15 protein-coding genes are annotated in these 20,124 nt (G+C 63.4%); 5 read left to right on the top strand and 10 right to left on the bottom strand.

The genetic code is table 11. The annotated features are described in order from the left end of the window. Positions 1–10 precede the first annotated feature (10 nt). Positions 11–1,084 (top strand): MraY family glycosyltransferase, encoded by a 1,074-nt coding sequence (locus tag ACIGJG_RS03660; protein ID WP_483672775.1) that lies wholly within the window; start codon positions 11–13, stop codon positions 1,082–1,084. A 472-nt stretch (positions 1,085–1,556) separates the two neighbouring features. On the opposite strand, the gene ACIGJG_RS03665 is transcribed toward ACIGJG_RS03660, so the two are convergent. From ACIGJG_RS03665 to ACIGJG_RS03690, 6 genes are read right to left on the bottom strand one after another with little or no spacing between them, the layout of a single operon-like run. Continuing rightward, on the bottom strand, positions 1,557–3,143 hold the full coding sequence (locus ACIGJG_RS03665; protein WP_483672776.1) for a hypothetical protein: 1,587 nt from the start codon (positions 3,141–3,143) through the stop codon (positions 1,557–1,559). 51 nt (positions 3,144–3,194) lie between these two features. Then, positions 3,195–4,283, bottom strand: coding sequence for a glycosyltransferase family 4 protein (locus ACIGJG_RS03670; RefSeq protein ID WP_483672777.1), 1,089 nt, complete (start codon positions 4,281–4,283; stop codon positions 3,195–3,197). After that, complete coding sequence (locus ACIGJG_RS03675; RefSeq protein ID WP_483672778.1) at positions 4,280–5,539, bottom strand: lipopolysaccharide biosynthesis protein; 1,260 nt, start codon at positions 5,537–5,539, stop codon at positions 4,280–4,282. The genes ACIGJG_RS03670 and ACIGJG_RS03675 overlap by 4 nt, the downstream gene beginning before the upstream one ends. After that, a complete protein-coding gene (locus tag ACIGJG_RS03680; RefSeq protein WP_483672779.1) occupies positions 5,536–6,678 on the bottom strand; it encodes a glycosyltransferase in 1,143 nt (380 codons plus the stop codon). The genes ACIGJG_RS03675 and ACIGJG_RS03680 overlap by 4 nt, the downstream gene beginning before the upstream one ends. Positions 6,679–6,716: 38 nt before the next feature. Further along, positions 6,717–8,030: a sugar transferase gene (locus ACIGJG_RS03685; RefSeq protein ID WP_011296928.1), complete on the bottom strand. Its 1,314-nt coding sequence runs from the start codon at positions 8,028–8,030 to the stop codon at positions 6,717–6,719. Continuing rightward, the gene (locus tag ACIGJG_RS03690) at positions 8,017–9,168 is read right to left on the bottom strand and encodes a glycosyltransferase family 4 protein (RefSeq protein WP_483672780.1); all 1,152 of its coding nucleotides are present in this window, start codon (positions 9,166–9,168) and stop codon (positions 8,017–8,019) included. Before ACIGJG_RS03690 ends, ACIGJG_RS03685 begins: the two co-directional genes overlap by 14 nt. A 268-nt stretch (positions 9,169–9,436) precedes the next feature. Between ACIGJG_RS03690 and ACIGJG_RS03695 the strand changes: the two genes are divergently transcribed. From ACIGJG_RS03695 to ACIGJG_RS03710, 4 genes are all read left to right on the top strand, one after another. Beyond that, positions 9,437–10,822 (top strand): phosphomannomutase/phosphoglucomutase, encoded by a 1,386-nt coding sequence (locus ACIGJG_RS03695; protein WP_140949931.1) that lies wholly within the window; start codon positions 9,437–9,439, stop codon positions 10,820–10,822. Continuing rightward, complete coding sequence (waaC, locus tag ACIGJG_RS03700; RefSeq protein ID WP_041679500.1) at positions 10,803–11,900, top strand: lipopolysaccharide heptosyltransferase I; 1,098 nt, start codon at positions 10,803–10,805, stop codon at positions 11,898–11,900. The genes ACIGJG_RS03695 and waaC overlap by 20 nt, the downstream gene beginning before the upstream one ends. Then, positions 11,900–13,189, top strand: a complete 1,290-nt coding sequence (gene waaA, locus ACIGJG_RS03705) for a lipid IV(A) 3-deoxy-D-manno-octulosonic acid transferase (RefSeq protein WP_140949932.1) — start codon at positions 11,900–11,902, stop codon at positions 13,187–13,189. Before waaC ends, waaA begins: the two co-directional genes overlap by 1 nt. 128 nt (positions 13,190–13,317) lie before the next feature. Continuing rightward, positions 13,318–14,145, top strand: coding sequence for an META and DUF4377 domain-containing protein (locus tag ACIGJG_RS03710; RefSeq protein WP_140949933.1), 828 nt, complete (start codon positions 13,318–13,320; stop codon positions 14,143–14,145). Positions 14,146–14,205: 60 nt separating this feature from the next. Here the strand turns inward: ACIGJG_RS03710 and ACIGJG_RS03715 are convergent, their stop codons facing one another. The 4 genes from ACIGJG_RS03715 to ACIGJG_RS03730 all read right to left on the bottom strand — a co-directional run bounded on the left by ACIGJG_RS03715 (position 14,206) and on the right by ACIGJG_RS03730 (position 20,120). Further along, on the bottom strand, positions 14,206–15,699 hold the full coding sequence (locus ACIGJG_RS03715; protein WP_140949934.1) for a TolC family outer membrane protein: 1,494 nt from the start codon (positions 15,697–15,699) through the stop codon (positions 14,206–14,208). A gap of 97 nt (positions 15,700–15,796) precedes the next feature. Further along, a complete protein-coding gene (locus ACIGJG_RS03720) occupies positions 15,797–16,120 on the bottom strand; it encodes a rhodanese-like domain-containing protein (protein WP_011296935.1) in 324 nt (107 codons plus the stop codon). Positions 16,121–16,132: 12 nt separating this feature from the next. Next, on the bottom strand, positions 16,133–16,786 hold the full coding sequence (locus ACIGJG_RS03725; RefSeq protein WP_140949935.1) for a protein-L-isoaspartate O-methyltransferase family protein: 654 nt from the start codon (positions 16,784–16,786) through the stop codon (positions 16,133–16,135). A 118-nt stretch (positions 16,787–16,904) separates the two neighbouring features. Then, a complete protein-coding gene (locus ACIGJG_RS03730; protein WP_483672781.1) occupies positions 16,905–20,120 on the bottom strand; it encodes an efflux RND transporter permease subunit in 3,216 nt (1,071 codons plus the stop codon). Positions 20,121–20,124 lie beyond the last annotated feature (4 nt).

Here is a 20,124-nt window from a genome sequence, read left to right on the forward strand (position 1 = left end):
TTTCGGGAACATGTTCGAATATTTCTGGGTTCCGGCCTTTGCCTTCGCTGTCAGTGTGATCGCAATCTTACTGGTCCGGCCCATAGCAATCGCAGCTGATCTGGTGGACAGGCCAGGGGGGCGTAAACGCCATTCAGGTGTAGTGCCACTAGTCGGCGGAATCGGTATTACCCTTGCTCTGGCACTGATGATGGCGGCCCTTGTACGCCCGCTTGGCATTTATGCTGCGTTGCTTGGCGGCATTTTGCCACTGGTGCTGGTCGGTATGATGGACGATTTGCGTGGAGTTTCCCCAATGATTCGACTGGCGGTGCAGTTCTTTTCCGCCATTTTGATGACTTCGTGGGGCGGAGTCCACCTGTCGTCTCTCGGCGACTTGCTCGGGCACAAGGAAATCATGTTGGCCGACTGGTCGATTCCGCTAACCTTGCTTGCGGTGCTCGCCATTGTTAATGCCATGAACATGAGCGATGGATTGGATGGTTTGGCTGGGGGCTTGGCCTTCGCAATGTTCGCGTGGTTTGCGGTAATCGCGGGTGACTTAGGTAACCTCATGGCGCAGCGGATATGCTTGATTTTGTGTGGCACCATTTTTGGTTTCCTGCTTTTCAATTTCCATAACAAGGTATTTTTTTCTAGGCTTCGCGTATTTCTAGGGGATGCTGGCAGTCTTGCACTGGGCTACGCCATCGTCTGGTTCTCCGTACAGCTTTCACAACCACAATACAATTTCGGTAAAGCGGCTCCGCCGGTGGTGATGCTATGGGTTGTCGGATTTCTGTTGATCGATCTACTAGCGGTGGTTGGACGGCGGGTCATCTCTGGCAGGAATCCACTTTCGGCTGATCGGACTCACGTGCACCACATCCTGCTACGCATGAATTCGCGGCCTGGACTGACGGTAGTATTTATAGTCGGGAGCAACGCGATGTTGGGCCTGATTGGAGTGCTCGGTTGGCGCGTAGGCGTTCCCGAAAATATGCTATTTCTGGGTTTTCTCGCTCTCACCGTAGTGCACCTGTGTATTATGCACAATGCAGCAAGATTCCTGAGGCGAGGAAGGCGATGGTTTTCAGGGCTGTAGAGTCTATAGTTGGTTGCGAATCGGGGAATCGGGGAATCGGGGAATCGGGGAATCGGGGAATCGGGGAATCGGGGAATGGGGAATCGGGGAATGGGGAATCGGGGAATCGGGGAATCGGGGAATCGGGGAATCGGGGAATCGGGGAATCGGGAATCGGGGAATGGGGAATGGGGAATGGGGAATGGGGAATGGGGAATGGGGAATGGGGAATGGGGAATCGGGAATCGGGTAATCGGGTAATCGGGTAATCGGGTAATGGGGGGCTGAGCTCGCGCAAGGCGATGTGTGCATCGGTACTTTAAGTCCTCGCCAATGAAACTTGCCAACGCCCCGGGCGAGGCTCTGCCGCCTTCATTGATAAAAGGTCATGCAGACGGCTGCCAATTGTCTTTTACCGCTTCCATGGCGCTCAGTTGCAGGCTTCATCGACGAGACTCAGTCGGAATTCTTGGGTCAAAAGCTGCCTCGAAGGCTAGGCAGCTTTCGGAGTGCTAGGCGGATTTCTTCCTCTCCAGACTCTCCATAGAAGGACGACTGAAGCTAGGTTTATCAGCATTGACAATACCAACGCGCCGGGCATGAGGTAGCGGCGCAGTCCCGGACGACTAACGGCCACGTTTAAGGCTGCAACTTCAATTTTCAGCCTAGCAGTATCATCGCGCATCTCGCGCATGGATCCATAACCGCTAACCAGATCGCCGTCTGACTTGATAGTCAGTAGATCCTTGTCGCTTGTGGAATTGATGAAACGAATGCCATTTTCTCCTGCGCGAAGAAGTAAGTGGTTTGAATCATCTGTGAGAATAGCGCTTTTCTCACCAGTCTTATTTGCAAAAGTGATGGCAGATTTTTGTCCAATCAGTAGAGCTCCATCTGTGAAGGTGACGTTCTGGAGATCGATCCCTCTGGCAATCGGACTATTACTTGGAGAGGCGCCAAGATAGGCGCCTTGGGGCGTTATTGCGTCGGGTGCGAAATTGATGCCGTTCACCCATTTCCCTGCGCCTGCCCCAATGATCTCTATCGCGTTGGTGAGAGATGCTGTCCCAATTCCAACGACTTGAATTCCGGACTTGCTAGCGTTAGGCGCATCGCCTGGTTTCGCATAGTTCAACGCGTCAACTTCGAGGCCGACTATCTGAGCATCTTTGTCCTCTCCTTTAGACGTTTCTGCCGAGAAGAAGCCAGCCCATACGCGGGATTTCGCCGCTAGCGAACTTGCGGAACCCCAAATACCCACAGCATTGACCGTAGGGGACGAATTTTCGGCTACACCGTAGATCGCTTCAGACTGGTGACTGTAACTGTTTTTGTCTGTGTATACCCCCACGGAAAGTGTGGAATGCAGCGTTCCAAGAGGGAAATAATCCTGCTTGCCTCCCGAGAGTTTGGACCCGGGATTAAAAATCCGGATATTTGGTGCGGCAAGATCGACAACCGTTGCTTGTCGGCCCTTGAGTGATCTGTAATCGGTGAACCCTGGCTGCAGCAACAAGAGTGACGGATCGCCGGTTGGCATGGTGAGAAACGGTACTGTTTGATAGTCTGACGAAACTGTACCGATTCGTGGCGCATTAGTCCTCAGTCGTTTGGCTAATGAACACAACAAGGAAATTTCGCTTGCAGAAACCTTCTTCTGAAGGCGCGGCAAATCGGCCTCCTTAATTAGCCCCCTCTCTAGGGCCACAACGACGCTGGGGATCGATCGCGGTGTTGGGTCCGGGGCATAGTACGGGAAGCCCTTACGAGTGACATATGGCTTTACCTTTTCCGCCATCCGAAGGCTGTATCGAACAGTATCCCATCCAGTCCATCGGACCAGCGTGACGACGATTTCCTCAAGCGTCGCTTGCTTGTCAGGATAGGCGACATCCTCGACACCTTCATAGCCACCGGGAAAGATAGAAGGGAAAAGTCCATATAGGTGCTCACGATCGTCTGTAAGCGAAATGCCCAGCGTCTTCCCGATCTGCTTCGCCGCATCTGCATGCGTCACAGCGTTAGCGTGCGGGCTGCAAGCAGCCACGATGAAGAAGCAGAGTGCTGCCTTCTTGACCATTTCTATAAACTCCAAAACTGCATTGACGGAGATTATAAGAGAGTGGCGGCGCTAGTTCCGGTTTTCTTGGAAATTGGTTATTCCATTCCATTGCTCGACTATGGCGGCTAGCTTGAACTTAGACACTCTTCTCCTACCGCCCAGACCCAGCCTTGCAGCCTCATCTGGCCTCCGAATTACCCGCAGCAGGCCGCTAGCGAGCGCCTTGGCATCACCCAAAGGCACGACAACGGCATTCTCCCCGTCTACGATGATCTCTCTTGGCCCCGCCTCACAATTCGTCGACACGACCGGTAAGCCAAACGCCATTGCTTCAATCAACACCAAGCCGAAGCCTTCATAACGCGAACTCAGGCAAAAAATTGAAGCCGAATGGTAAGCCTGTTCCACATCGTCACAAATTCCCGGCAGGCTAACACTGTTTTGTAACCCCAGCTTGTCGATCAGGGCAGCAAGTGACGTTCGCTCTTCACCCTCGCCGTGGATCACCAGCTTCCACTCTGGCTCCTCGGCCACAACCTCCCGCCACGAATTCAGCAGCACATCAAATCCCTTGGCGGCGACCAGGCGACCCATTGCGAGTACAGTCGTCCCTAGACGGGGCGCTGGAGTCTCGGGAACCGGAAACGGCAAGGGATTGGGAATCACCACGACGTTGCTGTGGGGCCGCAGTACCCCCAGCCACCGGCGGCGATCCCGCTCCGTCAGCACCACCACATACGAGCAGTACCGCGCTGCCAGCCTTCGAGCCCATCGCCGGACCGGCTTGCCAAGATCCTCATCAAAATGGCAATGCTCCCACGCAATCTGCTTGACACCTAGGCCCAACGTAGCCGGCAGCGTGAACAGCGATAGCATGGTGTCAACCTGCACTAGTACATCGACCTTGCGCGTCCGGCAGTAACGGCGGATCCCGGCCACGGTCGCGAAGTACTTCCGCTTGAATGAGGGGCGATGCTCGAACAAGGCCTCGTGCCGGATACTTGGATGCAGCGGGAAGCAGCTTGACGGGTCCCACAGGCTCAGGATGCTGACGGTATGCCCGAGTTCGGCCAGCCCGTTGGCAATCACGGCGGTCATCCTTTCCGCACCTGCCATGGCATTCAGCGTTCCCGTCAGGAAGCAAACATGTCGGCTCATGCCTGAGCCTCGTGAGTCGTTGATGTGCCCTGTACCTGGCGTAGCCAGATTCCAATCCCGAAGAGGACGGCCAATAGATTAGCCACGGCATATCCTAGGATCGCGCCTCGCGCCCCTAGCTTTGGAATGGCAATAACATCAATTGCGATGGTGGAAGCAAATACGATGCCCCACTTGATGGCTACTAATTGCGGACGGCGCATATAAATCGGCAGCAAAGTCAGGGCAACATCTGCGAATACCAGGGCGGAAGCGATAGCAGCAAGCTGCAGCAGATTTGCCGCCGATGCGAACGCCGAGCCATAGAGCAGATGAACGATCCAGTTGGCGCTCGCGGCAATGAGAAGCGCACCGGTTGCCCCGATCGCCAGCATACCCGCGGAAATCTTCACGATATTTCGCCGCACCTGATTCAGCGTTGGCTGGGCATAGACATACGTGGGAGCGATTCCCGCAGCCAGTATGCTGGCGACGACCACAAAATTGTCCAATACCTGCATGCTGGCCGCATAAGCGCCGTACTCGTCCAGGGGCACGAGCGGCTGGAGCAAAAGCTGGTCGACGCGGCGTGACGCCATCATCAGCACGAAGCTGACCCAGAACAGTGCGCCGCTATGAAAAAGTTCGCGGGCCAATGAGGGATCGGCTTCTACACGCGTCCGCGGAGCCCGCACCAGATAGTAATGAGTCAGCAAGATAGCGGCGATGGCGGGCTCAAGCGCGAAGGCGCCCGCGAATGCGGTAACGCTTTGACTGCCTAGCCAAAACAGTAGTGCCACACAGCCGATCTTGGCACTCAGTGACGCGAGACTGAACACCGTATTCGGACGTACCCATGTTCGCGCCTGCATCCATGCGGTTGCTACGCCGAAGGGCTCGCGCAACAGGACCGCTAGGCCAAGTATTAATGCCGGTGCCCATGCTTCTGCCTCTTGTCTGGTGACGAACAGGAAAGTACCCATCATCAGATACGCCAACACCCCAGCCCCAAACCTCAACCCGAACGCATGCACCACCAACCGATGCTGCGCCACCGGATCGGTATTCGCCACCAACCGCGGAATCACGACTTCACCACCGCAAATCAACGCCACCGACGCAGCGATATACACCACGGCCTGCGCATACTGGAAATGCGCAAATCCCTCCGGCCCCAGCCCCCGTGCCAGCATGGCGACGATGCCGATGCCGCCCGCGACCTGCAGGCCGCGCTCCATCAGCATCCATGCGAGGTTGCTCGCAACTTGTCTCCTCATCGCGCAGGCTCCGGTATGCCGTTGCCTGCTACACCGGCCAGCCCGGCGTAGCAATCGATCCATTGCCGGGCGACGGCTTCGAGGCTGAACTTGTCCACAATGCGCTGACGTCGGGCCATCTGTTCCCCTGACGTGCCGACGCCGCACTCCGTGGCCCGGTCGAGGGCGTCAGCCAATGCCTCTACGTTACCGCAAGGCACGATCTTCCCGGCATCGCCGAGCAGTTCCGCTACGCCTGCCGCATCTGTGGCCACCACGGCACAGCCGCTGGCCAGCGCTTCGCCAATCACAAGCGGCATGCCTTCAATATCGGAAGACAAGGCGAACACGTCGGCGGCATTGAGCAACGCCGGTACGTCGTTGCGCATGCCCAGCAATGTGACGACACTCTGCACGCCGACGCGGTCGATGGTCGCCTCGAGCGTGCTTCGTACCGGACCCGCTCCTACGATGAACAAGCGCCTGGCTCCCGATGGCGTTGCGGAATCTGCTTGGCGCACCAATCGCGCAAAGGCTTCGATCAGAACGTGCTGGGCCTTCTCGGGCACCAGCCGGCCCACGTTGATGATGACTCGCGTGTCTGCGTCCACGCCCAACGCTGCGCGCGTCGACTGCCGCCGTGCTGGATCTGGACGGAAAAGAGCGGTGTCGATGCCGTTGGGCACAACGCGGATGCGTTCCGGAGCGACGGCGCCGGCTGCAATCATGGCCTGTCGTCCTGCCTCGCTGACATGCGTGGTCAGCGCCGCCCACCGGTCGGTCAGGCGATAGGCGAGCATGCGGACCCGTCCCCCTTCGCGCGCACTGTGCGCCGAGCACAGCACCTGCGGTGCGTCGGTCACTGCCGCGAGGACTCGCGCAGCAAGATTGGCGTGGACCATATGGGCGTGGATGACATCGGGTCGCCACTGCCGTACAAACCGATTCAGCCGCCATAGCGACCTCGCAAACGACGGCAAAGTCTTGCGCATGCCGAGGTGCAGCACAGTGGCGCCCTCGGGCAACGATACCTCTTGCTCCGCCGTCAGGCTTACAACTGCCACCGCATGCCCGTCACGCAAGAATTGCCGTGCAAGCGCGGCAATCTGCTGTTCCGCGCCACCCATCTTGAGGCCGGTACAAAGTAGCAGGATCCGCATGGGCCGTTGCGCGGGCATGCCGGTCGATGCTTGCACCGTCACCGGGCACCGTACCCGGTCAGGATCGTCTGCATCGTCTTCAGGGCAATCAGCAGGTCCAGCGCAAACGAGCAATGCTTGACGTAGTAGAGGTCGTAGCTGAGCTTGGTCACGGTTTCTTCGTGCGTGCCCACATACCCTTGCTGAACCTGCGCCCAGCCGGACAGACCCGGTCGCACCAGATGGCGATACGGGTAGTAGGCGATGGTGCGCTCGAAGTCCTCGACCATCGGAATCTGTTCAGGGCGGGGGCCGATCAGGCTCATGTCGCCGATCAGCACGTTCCACAGCTGCGGGATTTCATCGAGTCGGTATTTGCGGATGAACCGGCCGACGCCCGTCACCCGCGGGTCCCGGCGCGCGGCAAACTGCGCGTTGCCTGAGTTATCCACAGCCATGCTGCGGAATTTGAGCATGGTGAAGGGTTTGCCCAGCAGGCCGGCGCGGACCTGGCGGAAGAGTGCAGGCCCCGGCGATTCCAGGCGGATGGCCGCCGCGACGATCAGTCCCAGCGGCAATGCAAGCGGAGCGAGGCAGACTACCGTGCCGATGTCGATCACGCGCTTGAGGTAGCCATAGAAGTAATGCGCGGCGTAATCGTCGAGGAAATTCTCGTCGATGTGCGCCAGGCCCACACGGCCGGTCAGCATCTCGCCGACGCGCTCGACCGAATAGATGCGTACATGGCTCAGTTTTAACTGGGCCAGGGCGCGGGTACGCTCGGGATCGGCCGCGGCGTTGCGGTCGAGCATCAGGCCGTCGCAGTTCACGGCCTCGGCCAGCGAGTTGATGGGCTGGAAGCGGGTGCGGCCGGCCGGGGCCGCGCCGGGCATGGCGAGCATGGCTTCCAATTGAGCGAGCGCGGCAGCATCGGCATAGCCGAAGACCGGTACATAGTTGCGCACGAAATGCCGGTAGCCGAACCAGATCCAGGCCAGCGTGGTGAAGTAGGCCAGCAGGAAGGCGCCGCGCGAATATTCGATGTGGAAGCCGGCAAACACGAACAGCAACGCCGCGAAAGGTAGCGTGGCGGCCAGCCCCGCGAGGCTGTTGCCTTCCATCGCCGGCAGGTGCAGCGAGCGGTGCAGCAGGACGAAAGCCGCCAGGTACGGCGCGATCGACCACACCAGCGTGCGATGGAAGACGTAGGTCACGAAGCCGGCGCGCTGGGCCAGTTCGGCCAGGGCGATGTTGATGCCGAACAACAGCAATCCGAACAGGGCCCATGCCAGCATGCGGCTGGCGCGGCGGATGGTTTCGGAGCCGGTGGCGCGGCTGGCCGCGGGCCGGCGCAGGCTGTCAGTTTTCTGCATGGCGTTGTCGTGCGGACGCTTGGTAGCGCGGGGCGCTGACGAGCGTGTCCTGGTAGACGGCCCAGGTGGCCTGGATCATGCGCGTCAGGCCGAACTGTTGCTCCCAGCGCTGGCGTGCCAGGCGGCCGAGAGCCTCGCGCCGGGGCGCGTCGGCGGCCAGCGCCTGAAGCGCGCGCGCCAGGGTTTGCGGGCGGTTGTCTTCCAGCAGGATGCCACAACGCCCATCATCGAGTTGTTCGCGGATGCCGGGCAGGTCGCTGGCGATCACTGGCAAGCCGGCCCGCATGGCTTCCAGCACGGACAGGGGGAAGGCCTCATGGTCCGAAACCAGCACGAACACCTGTGCCGAGGCCAGCAGGCCCGGGACGTCATGGACACTGCCCGGCAGGCCCACACGTGCTGGCGCCAAGGCCTGTGCCCGAGCGCGGATGGCCGCCAGTTGCGGCCCATCGCCCGCCATGACCAGTTCGCAATCCGTCAGCCCGGCCTGCGCAAAGGCGTCCAGAAGGACGTCGGGGCGTTTGGGGCGGGCAAAGCGCGCCACCATGGCGATGCGGCGTAGCGGCTCGCCAGGAGTGGCGCGCGCTGTCACATCGTCCAGCCCATTGCGGATGACGCTGATACGCGACGCGGCGATCGGCAGGCTACGCGCCAGTTCGCGTTCACCGTCCGCCACGCAGATCAGTCGGGTGGTCAAAGGTGCTAGCAACCATTCCGCCACGCGCGCCGCGAGGCGCTGGCGCCAAGGCGCGGCGGGCTTGAAGGCGAAGCCGTGCACCGTATAGATCACAGGAATCCCCAGCATCCTGCCGGCGACGCGCCCAAGTGCGCCTGCCTTGGCGCTGTGGGCATGGATGATGTCGGGTGCAACCTGTCGCAGTGCGGTATTCAACTCTCGGAGGGTCCGAACCGCGCGCACCGGAGAGAGCGCATTGTCCAGCGTGCGCAAGCGTATGGCCGGAATGCCAGCCGCCTGCGCCGTGGCGAACAGGTGCCCGTCGCCACCCGCCAGCAAGGTCACATCGGCATGCTGGCGCATTGCTTGCATCAGGTCTGCCACATGCGCCTGTGCTCCACCGATCTCCGAATTCGTGATCAGGTAGGCAATGCGCGGGCGGCGGGCGGCTGTGGCTGACAAGGGATTCCGGGCAAACGGGACCGTGGCTGGCTTATTGCAGGACAGTTCAGGCAGGACAGGTAAGGCTGGCCTCGCGCACGAACGCGCCGGGCGCCAAGAGCAAGCGCGACAAGGCCGCCGGACGGCAGAACGGCGCACCTTTGGTGGCGGCGGCGTGATTATAGCGCCGGCCATCTCCGCGATCCGGCAAAATAACGCCTTTGGCGCAACGGGCGTCCCGCTGCCGGGACAGCATCTGCCAGCAGAATCTAATCACTGGAACCCCCCTATGCAAATCGATCCCAGCATCTTCAAAGCCTACGACATCCGCGGCATCGTCGGTAAGACGCTGACCCGCGATGTGGCCCACCTGATCGGCCTGTCCTTCGGCTCCGCGGCGGCGGAAGCTGGCGAGAAGGCCGTAGTAGTCGGCCGCGACGGCCGTCTGTCGGGGCCCGATCTCATCGGCGGCCTGGTCGATGGCCTGCGTGCCACCGGCATGGACGTGATCGATCTCGGCATGGTCGCGACGCCGATGGTCTATTTCGGCACGAACATCGAGCTGGATGGCGTAAAGGCCACTTCCGGCATCATGGTCACCGGCAGCCACAATCCGCCGGACTACAACGGCTTCAAGATGGTGCTGGCCGGCAAGGCGATCTACGGCGAGCAGATTCAGGGTCTGCGCCAGCGCATCGAGGCGGGCAACTTGGCCAACGGTGCAGGTGCCTACCGCCAATGCGATGTGCGCCAGCAGTACCTTGATCGCATCACGAGCGACGTGAAGCTGGCCCGCCCGATGAAGATCGCGCTCGACGCCGGCAACGGCGTGGCAGGCGCCTTCGTCGGTGACCTGTTCCGCGGCCTGGGCTGCGAGGTGACCGAGCTGTTCTGCGACGTCGACGGCAACTTCCCGAACCATCACCCCGATCCTGCCCACGTGGAAAACCTGCGGGACCTGATGAAGTGCCTGCACGAGACCGATTGCGAGCTGGGCCTGGCCTTCGACGGCGATGGCGACCGCCTGGGCGTGGTGACCAAGGACGGCCAGGTCATCTTCCCCGACCGCCAACTGATGCTGTTCGCCGAAGAGATCCTTGGCCGCAATCCGGGCGCGCAGGTGATCTACGACGTCAAGTGCACCGGCAAGCTGGCACCGTGGATCCGCGCGCACGGCGGCGAGCCGCTGATGTGGAAGACCGGCCATTCGCTGGTCAAGGCCAAGCTCAAGGAAACCGGCGCGCCGATCGCCGGCGAGATGAGCGGCCACGTGTTCTTCAAGGACCGCTGGTACGGCTTTGACGATGGCCTGTACACCGGCGCGCGCCTGCTCGAGATCCTGTCACGCCATACCGATCCGAGCGCCGTGCTGAACGCGCTGCCGAACGCCAACAACACGCCGGAACTGCAGCTCAAGTGCGCGGAAGGCGAGCCGTTCACGCTGCTGGACAAGATCAAGGCCAACGCCAAGTTCGAGGGCGCGCGCGAGGTTATCACCATCGATGGCGTGCGCGTGGAGTATCCCGATGGCTTTGGTCTGGCACGCCCGTCCAACACCACGCCCGTGGTGGTGATGCGTTTCGAGGCTGACAACGACGCAGCGCTGGCCCGTATCCAGGCTGAATTCAAGCGTGTGATCCTGGCCGAAAAGCCTGATGCCAAGCTCCCGTTCTGAGCAGATGCGTGAGGCGATGGCCGCTCCGGCGGCGCCGCAGGCCGTGACGCAGGCGGTGCCGTTCGTGTTGCCAGCGAATCCGCGCATCCTCGTGGTCAAGGTCTCGTCGCTTGGCGATGTTGTCCACAACATGCCGCTGATCCATGATCTGCGCGCAAGATGGCCCGGCGCGCAGATCGACTGGGTGGTGGAGGAGGGCTATGTCGACCTCGTGCGCCTGCTGCCGGACGTGGCGCGCGTGATTCCGTTTGCGCTGCGCCGCTGGCGCAAGCGCTTTTGGCAGTCGGCTATCTGGGACGAGATCGGCGGGGTTCGCGATGCGTTGCGCGCGCAGCGCTATGACGCAGTGATCGAAAGCCAGGGGCTGCTGAAGACCGCCGTGGTGGCGCGCGTCGCCGCGCGGGCGGCCAATGCGCCGATCATCGGCCTTGGCAACCGAACGCAGGGCTCCGGCTACGAGCCGGTCGCGCGGCTGCTGTACACCGATCCCGTCCGCGTCCCGCGCCAGGCGCATTCGGTGCGCCGCTCGCGCCTGCTTGGCGCCGCACTGACGGGCACGGCACCGCCCGAGCCGCCGAAATTCTTCGGCGTATCGGCGCAATCGCTCCATGTCGAGGATCCGATCTGGGCCCAACTACCGGCACGCTTTGCGGTGTGCTTCCATGCCACCGCCGGCGCGAAGAAGAAGTGGCCGGTCGCAAACTGGCATGCACTCGGCCAACGACTGCAGGCGGATGGCCTCATGATGCTGCTGCCGTGGGGCAATGAGGCGGAGCGCCGTGCGGCGCAGGAGATTGCCGCAGGCGTGCCCGGCGCGCAGGTCCTCCCGCGCTTCTCTGTCATGCAGGGCTTCGGGCTGATCAACCGCGCAGAGGTCGTGGTGGGGGTCGATACCGGGCTCGTCCATATCGCCGCGGCATTGTGCCGGCCCACAGTGGAAATTTATACCGCCACCTGGCGCTGGAAGACTGAAGGCTACTGGTCCGAACGCATCGCCAATGTGGGCGACGACGGCGTCGTGCCCACGGTCGATGAAGTCTGGCAGGCCACGTGCCGCGTGCGCGGGACAGGAAACTGATGCTACGCGTTCTGTACAGCTTGCTTTGGGTCGTCGTCCTGCCGCTGGCGCTGCTGCGGCTAGCATGGCGCGGTCGCAAGGAGCCGGGATACGTTCAACATGTTGGCGAGCGTCTCGGCGCCTACGGACACCTGCCCGCGCAAGGTCCATGGCTGTGGGTGCATGCGGTGTCCGTGGGCGAGACCCGCGCCGCACAGCCGCTGGTCGAGGCGCTGCTAGGCGCCTATCCGTCCCACCGGCTGCTGCTCACGCACATGACGCCGACCGGCCGGCAGACCGGCGCGCAGCTTTTCGGCAAGGAGCCCCGCGTACTCCAGTGCTATCTGCCCTATGACCTGCCGTGGCTGGTGCGTCGTTTCCTGCGGTATTTCCAGCCGGCGGCGGGCATGCTGATGGAAACCGAGGTCTGGCCGAATCTCGTACGCGGTGCGCGCCGTGCCGGCGTGCCGCTGTTCCTCGTCAATGCTCGGCTGTCGCCGCGCAGCTACCGCCGCACGGTGCGTTTTGGACGCGCCGCAGCCGCCATGTACGCGGACTTTGCCGGCGTCCTGGCCCAGACCAGCGGTGACGCGGAGCGGTTCCAGGCGCTGGGCATTGATGCGGTGCAGATCACCGGCAACCTCAAATTCGACATGCAGCCGGCGCCAGCCGGTGTCGAGCGCGGCCATCGCTTGCGTCAGGGTTTCGGCGGCCGTGCCGTGCTCGCTGCGGCCAGCACGCGTGAAGGGGAGGAGCCGTTGCTGCTCGATGCGCTGTCTCGCTGGGCGCAGTTGGGTGGCCAGACGCCACGGCCTGCGCTGCTGCTTGTGCCGCGACATCCGCAACGCTTTGACGAGGTGGCGAGCATGGCTGAGCGCGCGGGCTTCACGGTCCAGCGCCGCAGCGAAATGGATATCGACAAGCTGGCTGGGCCCATCACCGCCGACATCGTGCTCGGCGATTCGATGGGCGAGATGGCGATGTACTTTGCCGCCTCGGACCTGGCCTTCGTCGGCGGCAGCCTGCTGCCGCTCGGCGGGCAGAACCTGATCGAGTCCTGCGCAGTGGGCACGCCGGTGCTGGTCGGCCCGCATACGTTCAATTTTGCGCAGGCAACGGAAGATGCGATCGCGGCCGGCGCATGCCGGCGCGTGACGAATGCCGACGAGCTGATGCAGGCTGCGGCCGGCCTGCTCGCCGATGCCGCGGCGCTGGCCGACATGCGCGCGCATGCACGCACGTTTGCGGGCATGCACCGCGGTGCCACCGTGCGCACGCTGGCCGCAGTGGCGCCCGCGCTGGGCGCCTGAGCCGGCATCGCGCAATCCATGCCGCGCAGGGAATTCGCGGCAATGCCCCAGGCTCTAAGGGGCATCAACCTGGTGCGCCGGGCAGTCAGTTGCCTGCCCGGCTCGCCTTACGACAGGAGCCAACACCCATGCAGACATTCACCCGTGATACCTGCCTCCGGTTCGCCCGACGCGGCGCAGCGGCAGCCGTGCTCGCTGGCGCACTGGGCGCCTGCGCGACAGGCCCCGCGCCGGAATCGCCCGCCACCGCGCCCGCGCTCAACCAGACTCAATCCTCGGGTCCCAGTCGCTGGGAACTGATCCGCTGGCAACAGCCCGACGGCACGCTGCGCGACATCCCGCATGGCGACAACGGCCAGCCCATCATCTTCGAGTTCAACAGCGGCATCGACGCCGCGCAAGGCACCGTCAGCGGCACGAGCGGCTGCAACCGCTTTACCGGCAGCTACGGCAAGACCGATACCGGCATCCGCTTCGATCATGTGGCCGGTACGCGCATGGCCTGTCCGCCGCCGCGCATGGAGCTGGAGTCGGCGCTGCTCAAGGCGATGCAGACACCGTTCGTGACGGTCGGCACGCAGCCCTCGGCAGGTTCCACAGGGCGGCAGATCATCTGGAAAACGGCCAGCGAGGACCTGCTGCAGTTTGTCGAGCGCGAGGGTGTTGGCCAGCGTGGCGCGCGTGTCGATGCCGCAGGCAGTGTAGAGAAGACCGTCTATATTGATTCGCAGCGCGTGGAGTGCACCGGTGTGAGCCGCATGACCTGCTATCGCTGGCGCGAGTCGCCGGATGCGCCGTGGCAGCTCTGGTATGGCCCGATCGAAGGACTCGATTTCGAGCCGGGCATCTCGTACAAGCTGCGGGTGCGCGAGTACAGGGTGCCGAATCCGCCGGCCGACGCATCGTCGATCCGCTGGCAGCTGCTTAGCGTGGAGTCGCGCACTCGGGCGAACTAGGCTGCCACCCAAACGAAACAGGCCGCATTGCGGCCCATTTCGTTTTGTCGATCGTTCTCTTCAGGTGCGCGGCGTGCCGGTTGCCAGCGCTTCGCGCCGGCCGTTGCGGCGAGACATCGGGGCCGGCGACGGCGCCGTCACGGCGCCGATCTTCGCCTTCTGCGGCAACTGATACATCGCTCCCGGTGCCGATGTCAGCAGCGTGTTGATCTGGACGATATCGTTTTCCTGCAGCACGCCTGTCGAGGCCTTCAGCCGCAGGCCGTTCATGATCGTGTCATAGCGTGCCTTGGCCAGGTTGGCGCGCGTCTGGAACAGTTGCGCCTCGGCGTTCAGCACATCGATGTTGATGCGCACGCCGACCTCGTAGCCGAGCTGGTTCGATTCCACCGCGCTCTGCGCCGAGCGTTCGGCAGCTTCCAGCGCCTTGACCTGTGCGAGGCCGTTGGACACGCCTGAATAGCTCTGGCGCGCGCTTTGCGCGGCCGTGCGGCGCGCGAATTCGAGGTCGCTGGCGGCCTTGTCGGCCAGTGCGATCGTTTCACGTACGCGCGACTGGATCTGGCCGCCCGCGAAGATCGGCATGCTCAGCTGCACGCCGATCTGCGACGCGTTGTAGTGCGTCGAGATCGTCTGCGTGGCGCTGCCGGTCTGGTTGGTGAAGCCGTAGGAAGCCACCAGGTCTACCGAAGGCAGGTGCGCGGCTTTCGCCTTGTTGGTTTCGCGCTGGGCGGTTTCGAGGTTGTAGTTGGCCAGGCCAACCTGGAGGTTGCTGGCCTCGGCCTGCGCGGCCCAGGCATTGGAATCTGCAGGCACTGGCGCCGGCAGATCCGCCTCGGGCCGTAGTCCGAGCAGCTCATCCACGGGCTTGCCGGTGATCTGCTGCAGGTTGGCTCGGGCCACTTCCAGTGCGCTCTGCGCGGCGATCTCCGTCGACGTGGCCAGGTCGTAGCGGGCCTGCGCATCGTTGGCGTCTGTGATGGTGGCGGTGCCGACCTCGAAGTTGCGCTTCGCCTGCGCAAGTTGCTCGCCGATGGCCTTCTTCTGCGCGCCGGCCAGATAGAGATTGTCCTGCGCCGTGAGCACGTCGAAGTAGGCCTGCGCCGACCGCGTGATCAAATCGAGCTGCGCCTGCTGGAACGTGACTTCGCCGGCCATCGCGGCCAGTTCGCCCTGCTTGTAGGTTTCCCAGCGGTCCCAGCGGAACAGCGGCTGGCTCAGTTGGAGCGCCCAGTTGTTGTTGTTGAAGAACCGAACCCCCGAGGCGCTGGGCAGCCCCTGCGCCAGCGCCGCGGTCTGGTCAAGCCTGGTCCGCGTGGCGCCAGCGGTGCCCGTGACGAGCGGCAGCAGTCCGGCCCGGCCCTGCGGCAGCTTTTCACGCGTGGCCAGCAGTTGCGAGCGCGCGCTCGCGAACTGGGCGTCGTTGGACTGGGCATCGCGGTAGACCTGCAGCAGGTCGGCGGCCGAGGCCGTCGGCACTTGCAGAAGCGCATACAAGGACAGCGCAACTGCCAGTCGCATCCTGCCGGTCGCGGCGAAAGGCGCAAACGTCATCACATCTCCAGGTTGCCGGCACAGGCGCGGCCAACGGTCATTTTTTGTTTGGGTTTGACTTCGCGGGCGATCGGCAACCAAGCGGGGCTTCGGCCTCTCAGTACTTCGGCATGGCCGGGTCTACCTGGCTCGCCCAGGCGTCGACGCCGCCGGTGAGGTTGTAGACCTTGGCGTAGCCCTGGCGCTCGAGAAACGCGGCCACCTGCATGCTGCGCATGCCGTGATGGCAGATGCAGACGATGTCCGCATCCTCGTCCAGCTCGGCGGCGCGCGCCGGGATGTCGCGCATGGGGATGTGGGTGATGCCGGGCATGGCGCAGGTCTGCACCTCCCACGGCTCACGCACATCCAGCAGGACCGGCTTGGCGCGGCTGGCATCAGCCAGCCACTGGGCCAGTTCGGTGGGTTGGATGACCTGCATGATGCTGCTTCCTCAGAACCGGAATTGCGACGGCTGGGCCGCGCCGACCAGCGGCTTGACCGCGGTCTCGAACAGATTCACGACCTGGTATTCGGTCTCGGACAGGCGCGTGACCAGGCGCGCTTCCATCACCGGCAGCGAGCCGACGAATGCGGCGATGCGGCCACCGACCTTGATCTGCGCCAGCATCGACTGCGGGATGGCCGGCAGCGAGCCCGAGATGCAGATCACGTCGTACGGGGCAGCAGCGGCCCAGCCGTCGGCGGCGTTGCCTTCGGCCACGTCGACATTGGTGACGCCGGCATTGGCCAGGTTCTGGCGGGCCAGGGTCACGAGTTCGGGAACGATATCCACGGTCAGCACATGACGTGCGCGGTTGGCCAGCAGCGCGGCCATGTAGCCGGAGCCGGCGCCGATTTCGAGCACGTTCTCATGCTTGCGCACGGCCAGTTCCTGCAGGATGCGGGCTTCCACGCGGGGGGGCAGCATGTTCTGGCCGCCCGGCAGCGGAATCTCCATGTCGACGAAGGCCAGGCCCTTGTAGGCCGCGGGAACGAATTCCTCGCGCTTGACCACCGCCAGCAGGTCCAGGATTTCCTGGTCCAGCACGTCCCACGGGCGGATTTGCTGTTCGATCATGTTGAATCGGGCTTTTTCGAGATCCATCTTGCCATTCCTTACCAATGCCGACCGCTATGTGGGTCATCGCGTCGCAGCCGCGCGGTGCCACGGCCGGACAAACTTGTCAAACCCAGTATTTTAACCCTCTGGTGCGTCGTCCGGCTCATTCCGCGCTGCGCTGTTGTACGACGGCCGCCGCGCCCCCCTCTGCGGTTGTCGCCACCGCCGCCGCGTTTTTGCCATGCCAGCGGCCCCGGAGCCATGTGGCAAAGTCGTCAAGATACGTATAAATCACAGGAACGACCACGAGCGTCAGGATCGACGAAGTGATGATCCCTCCGATCACCGTCTGGCCCATCGGCGCGCGCTGCTCGGCGCCTTCGCCGAGGCTGAAGGCAAGGGGCACCATGCCGAAGATCATCGCCAGCGTGGTCATCAGGATCGGGCGCAGCCGCACGCGCGCGGCTTCGATCAGCGCCGCTTCGCGCGAGAGCGGCGCATGGCCGTCGGCGCCGTCCACATGCCCGCGCCGCGCCTGATTGGCAAAGTCCACCAGCAGGATCGCGTTCTTGGTCACCAGCCCCATCAGCATGATGAAGCCGATGATCGAGAACATATTGAGCGTCGAGCGGAACAGCAGCAGCGCCGCGAACACGCCGATCAGCGTGAGCGGCAGCGACGTCATGATCGCGATCGGCTGGAAGAAGCTCGCGAACTGCGAGGCCAGGATCATGTAGATAAAGATCACGGCCAGCGCCAGTGCCGACACCGCATAGCCGAACGACTCGTTCATCGACTTGGTCGAGCCGCCGAAGCGGTACTTGTAGCCGGCCGGCCAAGTCATGCCGTCGAGCGCTGCCTTGACGTCGCGTGCCACTTCGCCGGCCGAGCGTCCGGCGGTGTTGGCGGTCAGTTCGACTTCGCGGTTCAGGTCGCGGCGGCTGATCTGGTTGGCGCCCGTGGTCTGCACCAGTTCGGCGACCTGCCGCAGCGGCACCATCTTCGGCGTGCCGTCGGCGTTGGTCTGGTTGCTGGCGATCATCAGCGCGTTGAGATCCGCGAGGCCCGTGCGCGCATCGCGCGGCAGCCGCACGCGCACGTCGTAGTTCTGGTCGTCCGGCGCGCGCCACGAGCTGATGGCGTCGCCCGCGAGCAGCGGCCGCAGCGCATTGCCGATCTGCGCGACCCCGACGCCGAGGTCGGACGCGAGCTGGCGCCGGATGCGCACCTCGATGGTGGGGCGGTCGTCCTTCATGCTCGAATCCAGGTCCGCCAGGCCGCGAATCGCGAGCATGCGACGGCTCGCTTCCTGTGACAGCCGCCGCAGTTCGTCAAGATCATCACCTTGGATCGACACCTGCACGGCCTTCTGGCCGCCCGCGCCGTCCGGCATGCCGACCATGGTCAGCGTGATGCCGGCAATGCTGCCCAGGCGCTCGCGGATCTTGGGGTTCAGCTGCACGGTGGACAGCTTGCGCGCGCGGCGATCGACGAGCCGCACCGACACCAGCGCATTGTTGCGCCCGGACGTATTGCCCGCGTTGATCGTGGCGTAGGTATAGGCGACTTCGGGGAAGGTCTTGAGCGCCGCTTCGACCTGCCGCACCTTGGCCTCGGTGACTTCCATCGAGGTGCCGACGGGCGTGATGAAGCCGACCTGTGTTTCGCCAAGGTCGGCAGCCGGTACGAACTCTGTGCCGATCAGCGGTACCAGCGCGAAGCTGCCAAAGAACGTGACGATTGCGATCAGCGTGGTGGCCAGCCGGTGCTTGAGCGCCCAGCCGAGCATGGCCGCGTAGCCATGGCCCAGCGCATCCATGCGCGCCGAGAACCAGTCGAGCAGCCGGCCGATGGTGCGGCCGTACCAGCTTGTCTTGTTGCCGGTGCCGTGCAGGTCGGGGTCGTGCCAGACCGAGGACAGCATCGGGTCCAGCGTAAAGGACACGAACATCGAGATCAGCACGGCCGCCACCACGGTGATGCCGAACTGGTGGAAGAAGCGCCCGATGATGCCGCCCATGAAGCCCACGGGCAGGAACACCGCGACGATCGAGAACGTGGTGGCCAAAACTGCCAGCCCGATTTCGGCCGTGCCGTCGAGCGAAGACGTGCGATGGTCCTTGCCCATCAGGTTGTGGCGCACGATGTTCTCGCGCACGACGATCGCATCGTCGATTAGCAGGCCCACGCACAGCGACAGCGCCATCAGCGTGATCACGTTAAGCGTGAAGCCGCACAGGTACATCACGCCGAAGGTGCCGATCAGCGCAATCGGCAGCGTAAGCCCGGTGATGACCGTGCTGCGCCAGGAACCGAGGAACAGGAAGACGATCGCCACCGTCAGCAGCGCGCCTTCCAGCAACGTAGACCGGACTTCCTTCACGCTGCTGCGGATGCCGCGCGCGGTGTCGTTGACCACCGTGAGCTGCACGCCGGCGGGCACAAGCTTGCGCACCTCGTCGGCCATGCGAACCAGGCCATCGACGGTATCGACCGTATTCTGGCCCTGCGCCTTGACCACCGAGAGGAAGAGGGCGCGCTTGCCGTCCAGCAGCGCCAGGCTTTCCTGCTCTTCCTGGCCGTCGCGCACATCTGCGATTTCGCCGAGCGTGACGGGCTGGCCCGCGCGGCGCGCGACGATGATGTGGCGGAACGCGTCCGGCGTGGGCACGCGGCCCTTGATCTGCACCACGGTCTCGGTGGAGGACGAGCGCAGTTCGCCGGCCGGCAGCTCCTGGTTCTCGCTGCGGATCGCGTTCATCACCTGGTCGATGCCGATGCCGAGCGCTTCGAGCTGTGCGGGGCGGATGCGGATCTCTACCTCGCGCTTGGTCCCGCCGACGATGTTGATCGCACCCACGCCGCGCACGGTTTCCAACCGCTTGCGCACGATCTGGTCGGCAATCGTCGTCAGCTCGCGCTGGCTGCGCTGCGCGCCCGGCGCGTTGGACACGGACAGGTAGAAGATCGGCGCGTCGGTCGGATCGTAGCGCAGCACGCGCGGCTCTTTGACCTCGTCGCGTAGTTGCGGGCGGATCAGTGCGAGCTTGTCGCGCACGTCCTGCGCGGCCTGTCCGACATCGACGCTCAGGTCGAACTTGACGACGACGACCGAGGTGCCCTGATAAGAGTGCGAGAAAATCTCGTCAATGCCAGAGATGGTGTTGACGATCTCCTCGACCTTGCGCGTGACGTCGGACTCGACCGATTCCGGGGCGGCACCCGGATACTCGGTCTGCACCACCACCACCGGGAAGGTGATATCGGGGAACTGGTCCACCGGCAGGCGCTGGTACGAGAACAGGCCCACGACGATGAACGCCATCATCATCATGGTGGCCAGCACCGGGTTCTGGATCGACAGGCGGGTGAACCACATGGCG

It is taken from the genome of Cupriavidus sp. C1SS-2L (assembly GCF_057073735.1).

Excerpts from the sequence above, each read along its gene's own strand:
- ACIGJG_RS03665 (WP_483672776.1), bottom strand. The coding sequence starts at position 3,143 with ATGGTCAAGAAGGCAGCACTCTGCTTCTTCATCGTGGCTGCTTGCAGC.
- ACIGJG_RS03710 (WP_140949933.1), top strand. The coding sequence starts at position 13,318 with ATGCAGACATTCACCCGTGATACCTGCCTCCGGTTCGCCCGACGCGGC.
- ACIGJG_RS03670 (WP_483672777.1), bottom strand. The coding sequence starts at position 4,283 with ATGAGCCGACATGTTTGCTTCCTGACGGGAACGCTGAATGCCATGGCA.
- ACIGJG_RS03660 (WP_483672775.1), top strand. The coding sequence starts at position 11 with ATGTTCGAATATTTCTGGGTTCCGGCCTTTGCCTTCGCTGTCAGTGTG.
- ACIGJG_RS03675 (WP_483672778.1), bottom strand. The coding sequence starts at position 5,539 with ATGAGGAGACAAGTTGCGAGCAACCTCGCATGGATGCTGATGGAGCGC.
- ACIGJG_RS03715 (WP_140949934.1), bottom strand. The coding sequence starts at position 15,699 with ATGACGTTTGCGCCTTTCGCCGCGACCGGCAGGATGCGACTGGCAGTT.
- ACIGJG_RS03725 (WP_140949935.1), bottom strand. The coding sequence starts at position 16,786 with ATGGATCTCGAAAAAGCCCGATTCAACATGATCGAACAGCAAATCCGC.
- waaA (WP_140949932.1), top strand. The coding sequence starts at position 11,900 with ATGCTACGCGTTCTGTACAGCTTGCTTTGGGTCGTCGTCCTGCCGCTG.
- waaC (WP_041679500.1), top strand. The coding sequence starts at position 10,803 with ATGCCAAGCTCCCGTTCTGAGCAGATGCGTGAGGCGATGGCCGCTCCG.
- ACIGJG_RS03720 (WP_011296935.1), bottom strand. The coding sequence starts at position 16,120 with ATGCAGGTCATCCAACCCACCGAACTGGCCCAGTGGCTGGCTGATGCC.
- ACIGJG_RS03685 (WP_011296928.1), bottom strand. The coding sequence starts at position 8,030 with ATGCAGAAAACTGACAGCCTGCGCCGGCCCGCGGCCAGCCGCGCCACC.
- ACIGJG_RS03730 (WP_483672781.1), bottom strand. The coding sequence starts at position 20,120 with ATGTGGTTCACCCGCCTGTCGATCCAGAACCCGGTGCTGGCCACCATG.
- ACIGJG_RS03680 (WP_483672779.1), bottom strand. The coding sequence starts at position 6,678 with ATGCGGATCCTGCTACTTTGTACCGGCCTCAAGATGGGTGGCGCGGAA.
- ACIGJG_RS03695 (WP_140949931.1), top strand. The coding sequence starts at position 9,437 with ATGCAAATCGATCCCAGCATCTTCAAAGCCTACGACATCCGCGGCATC.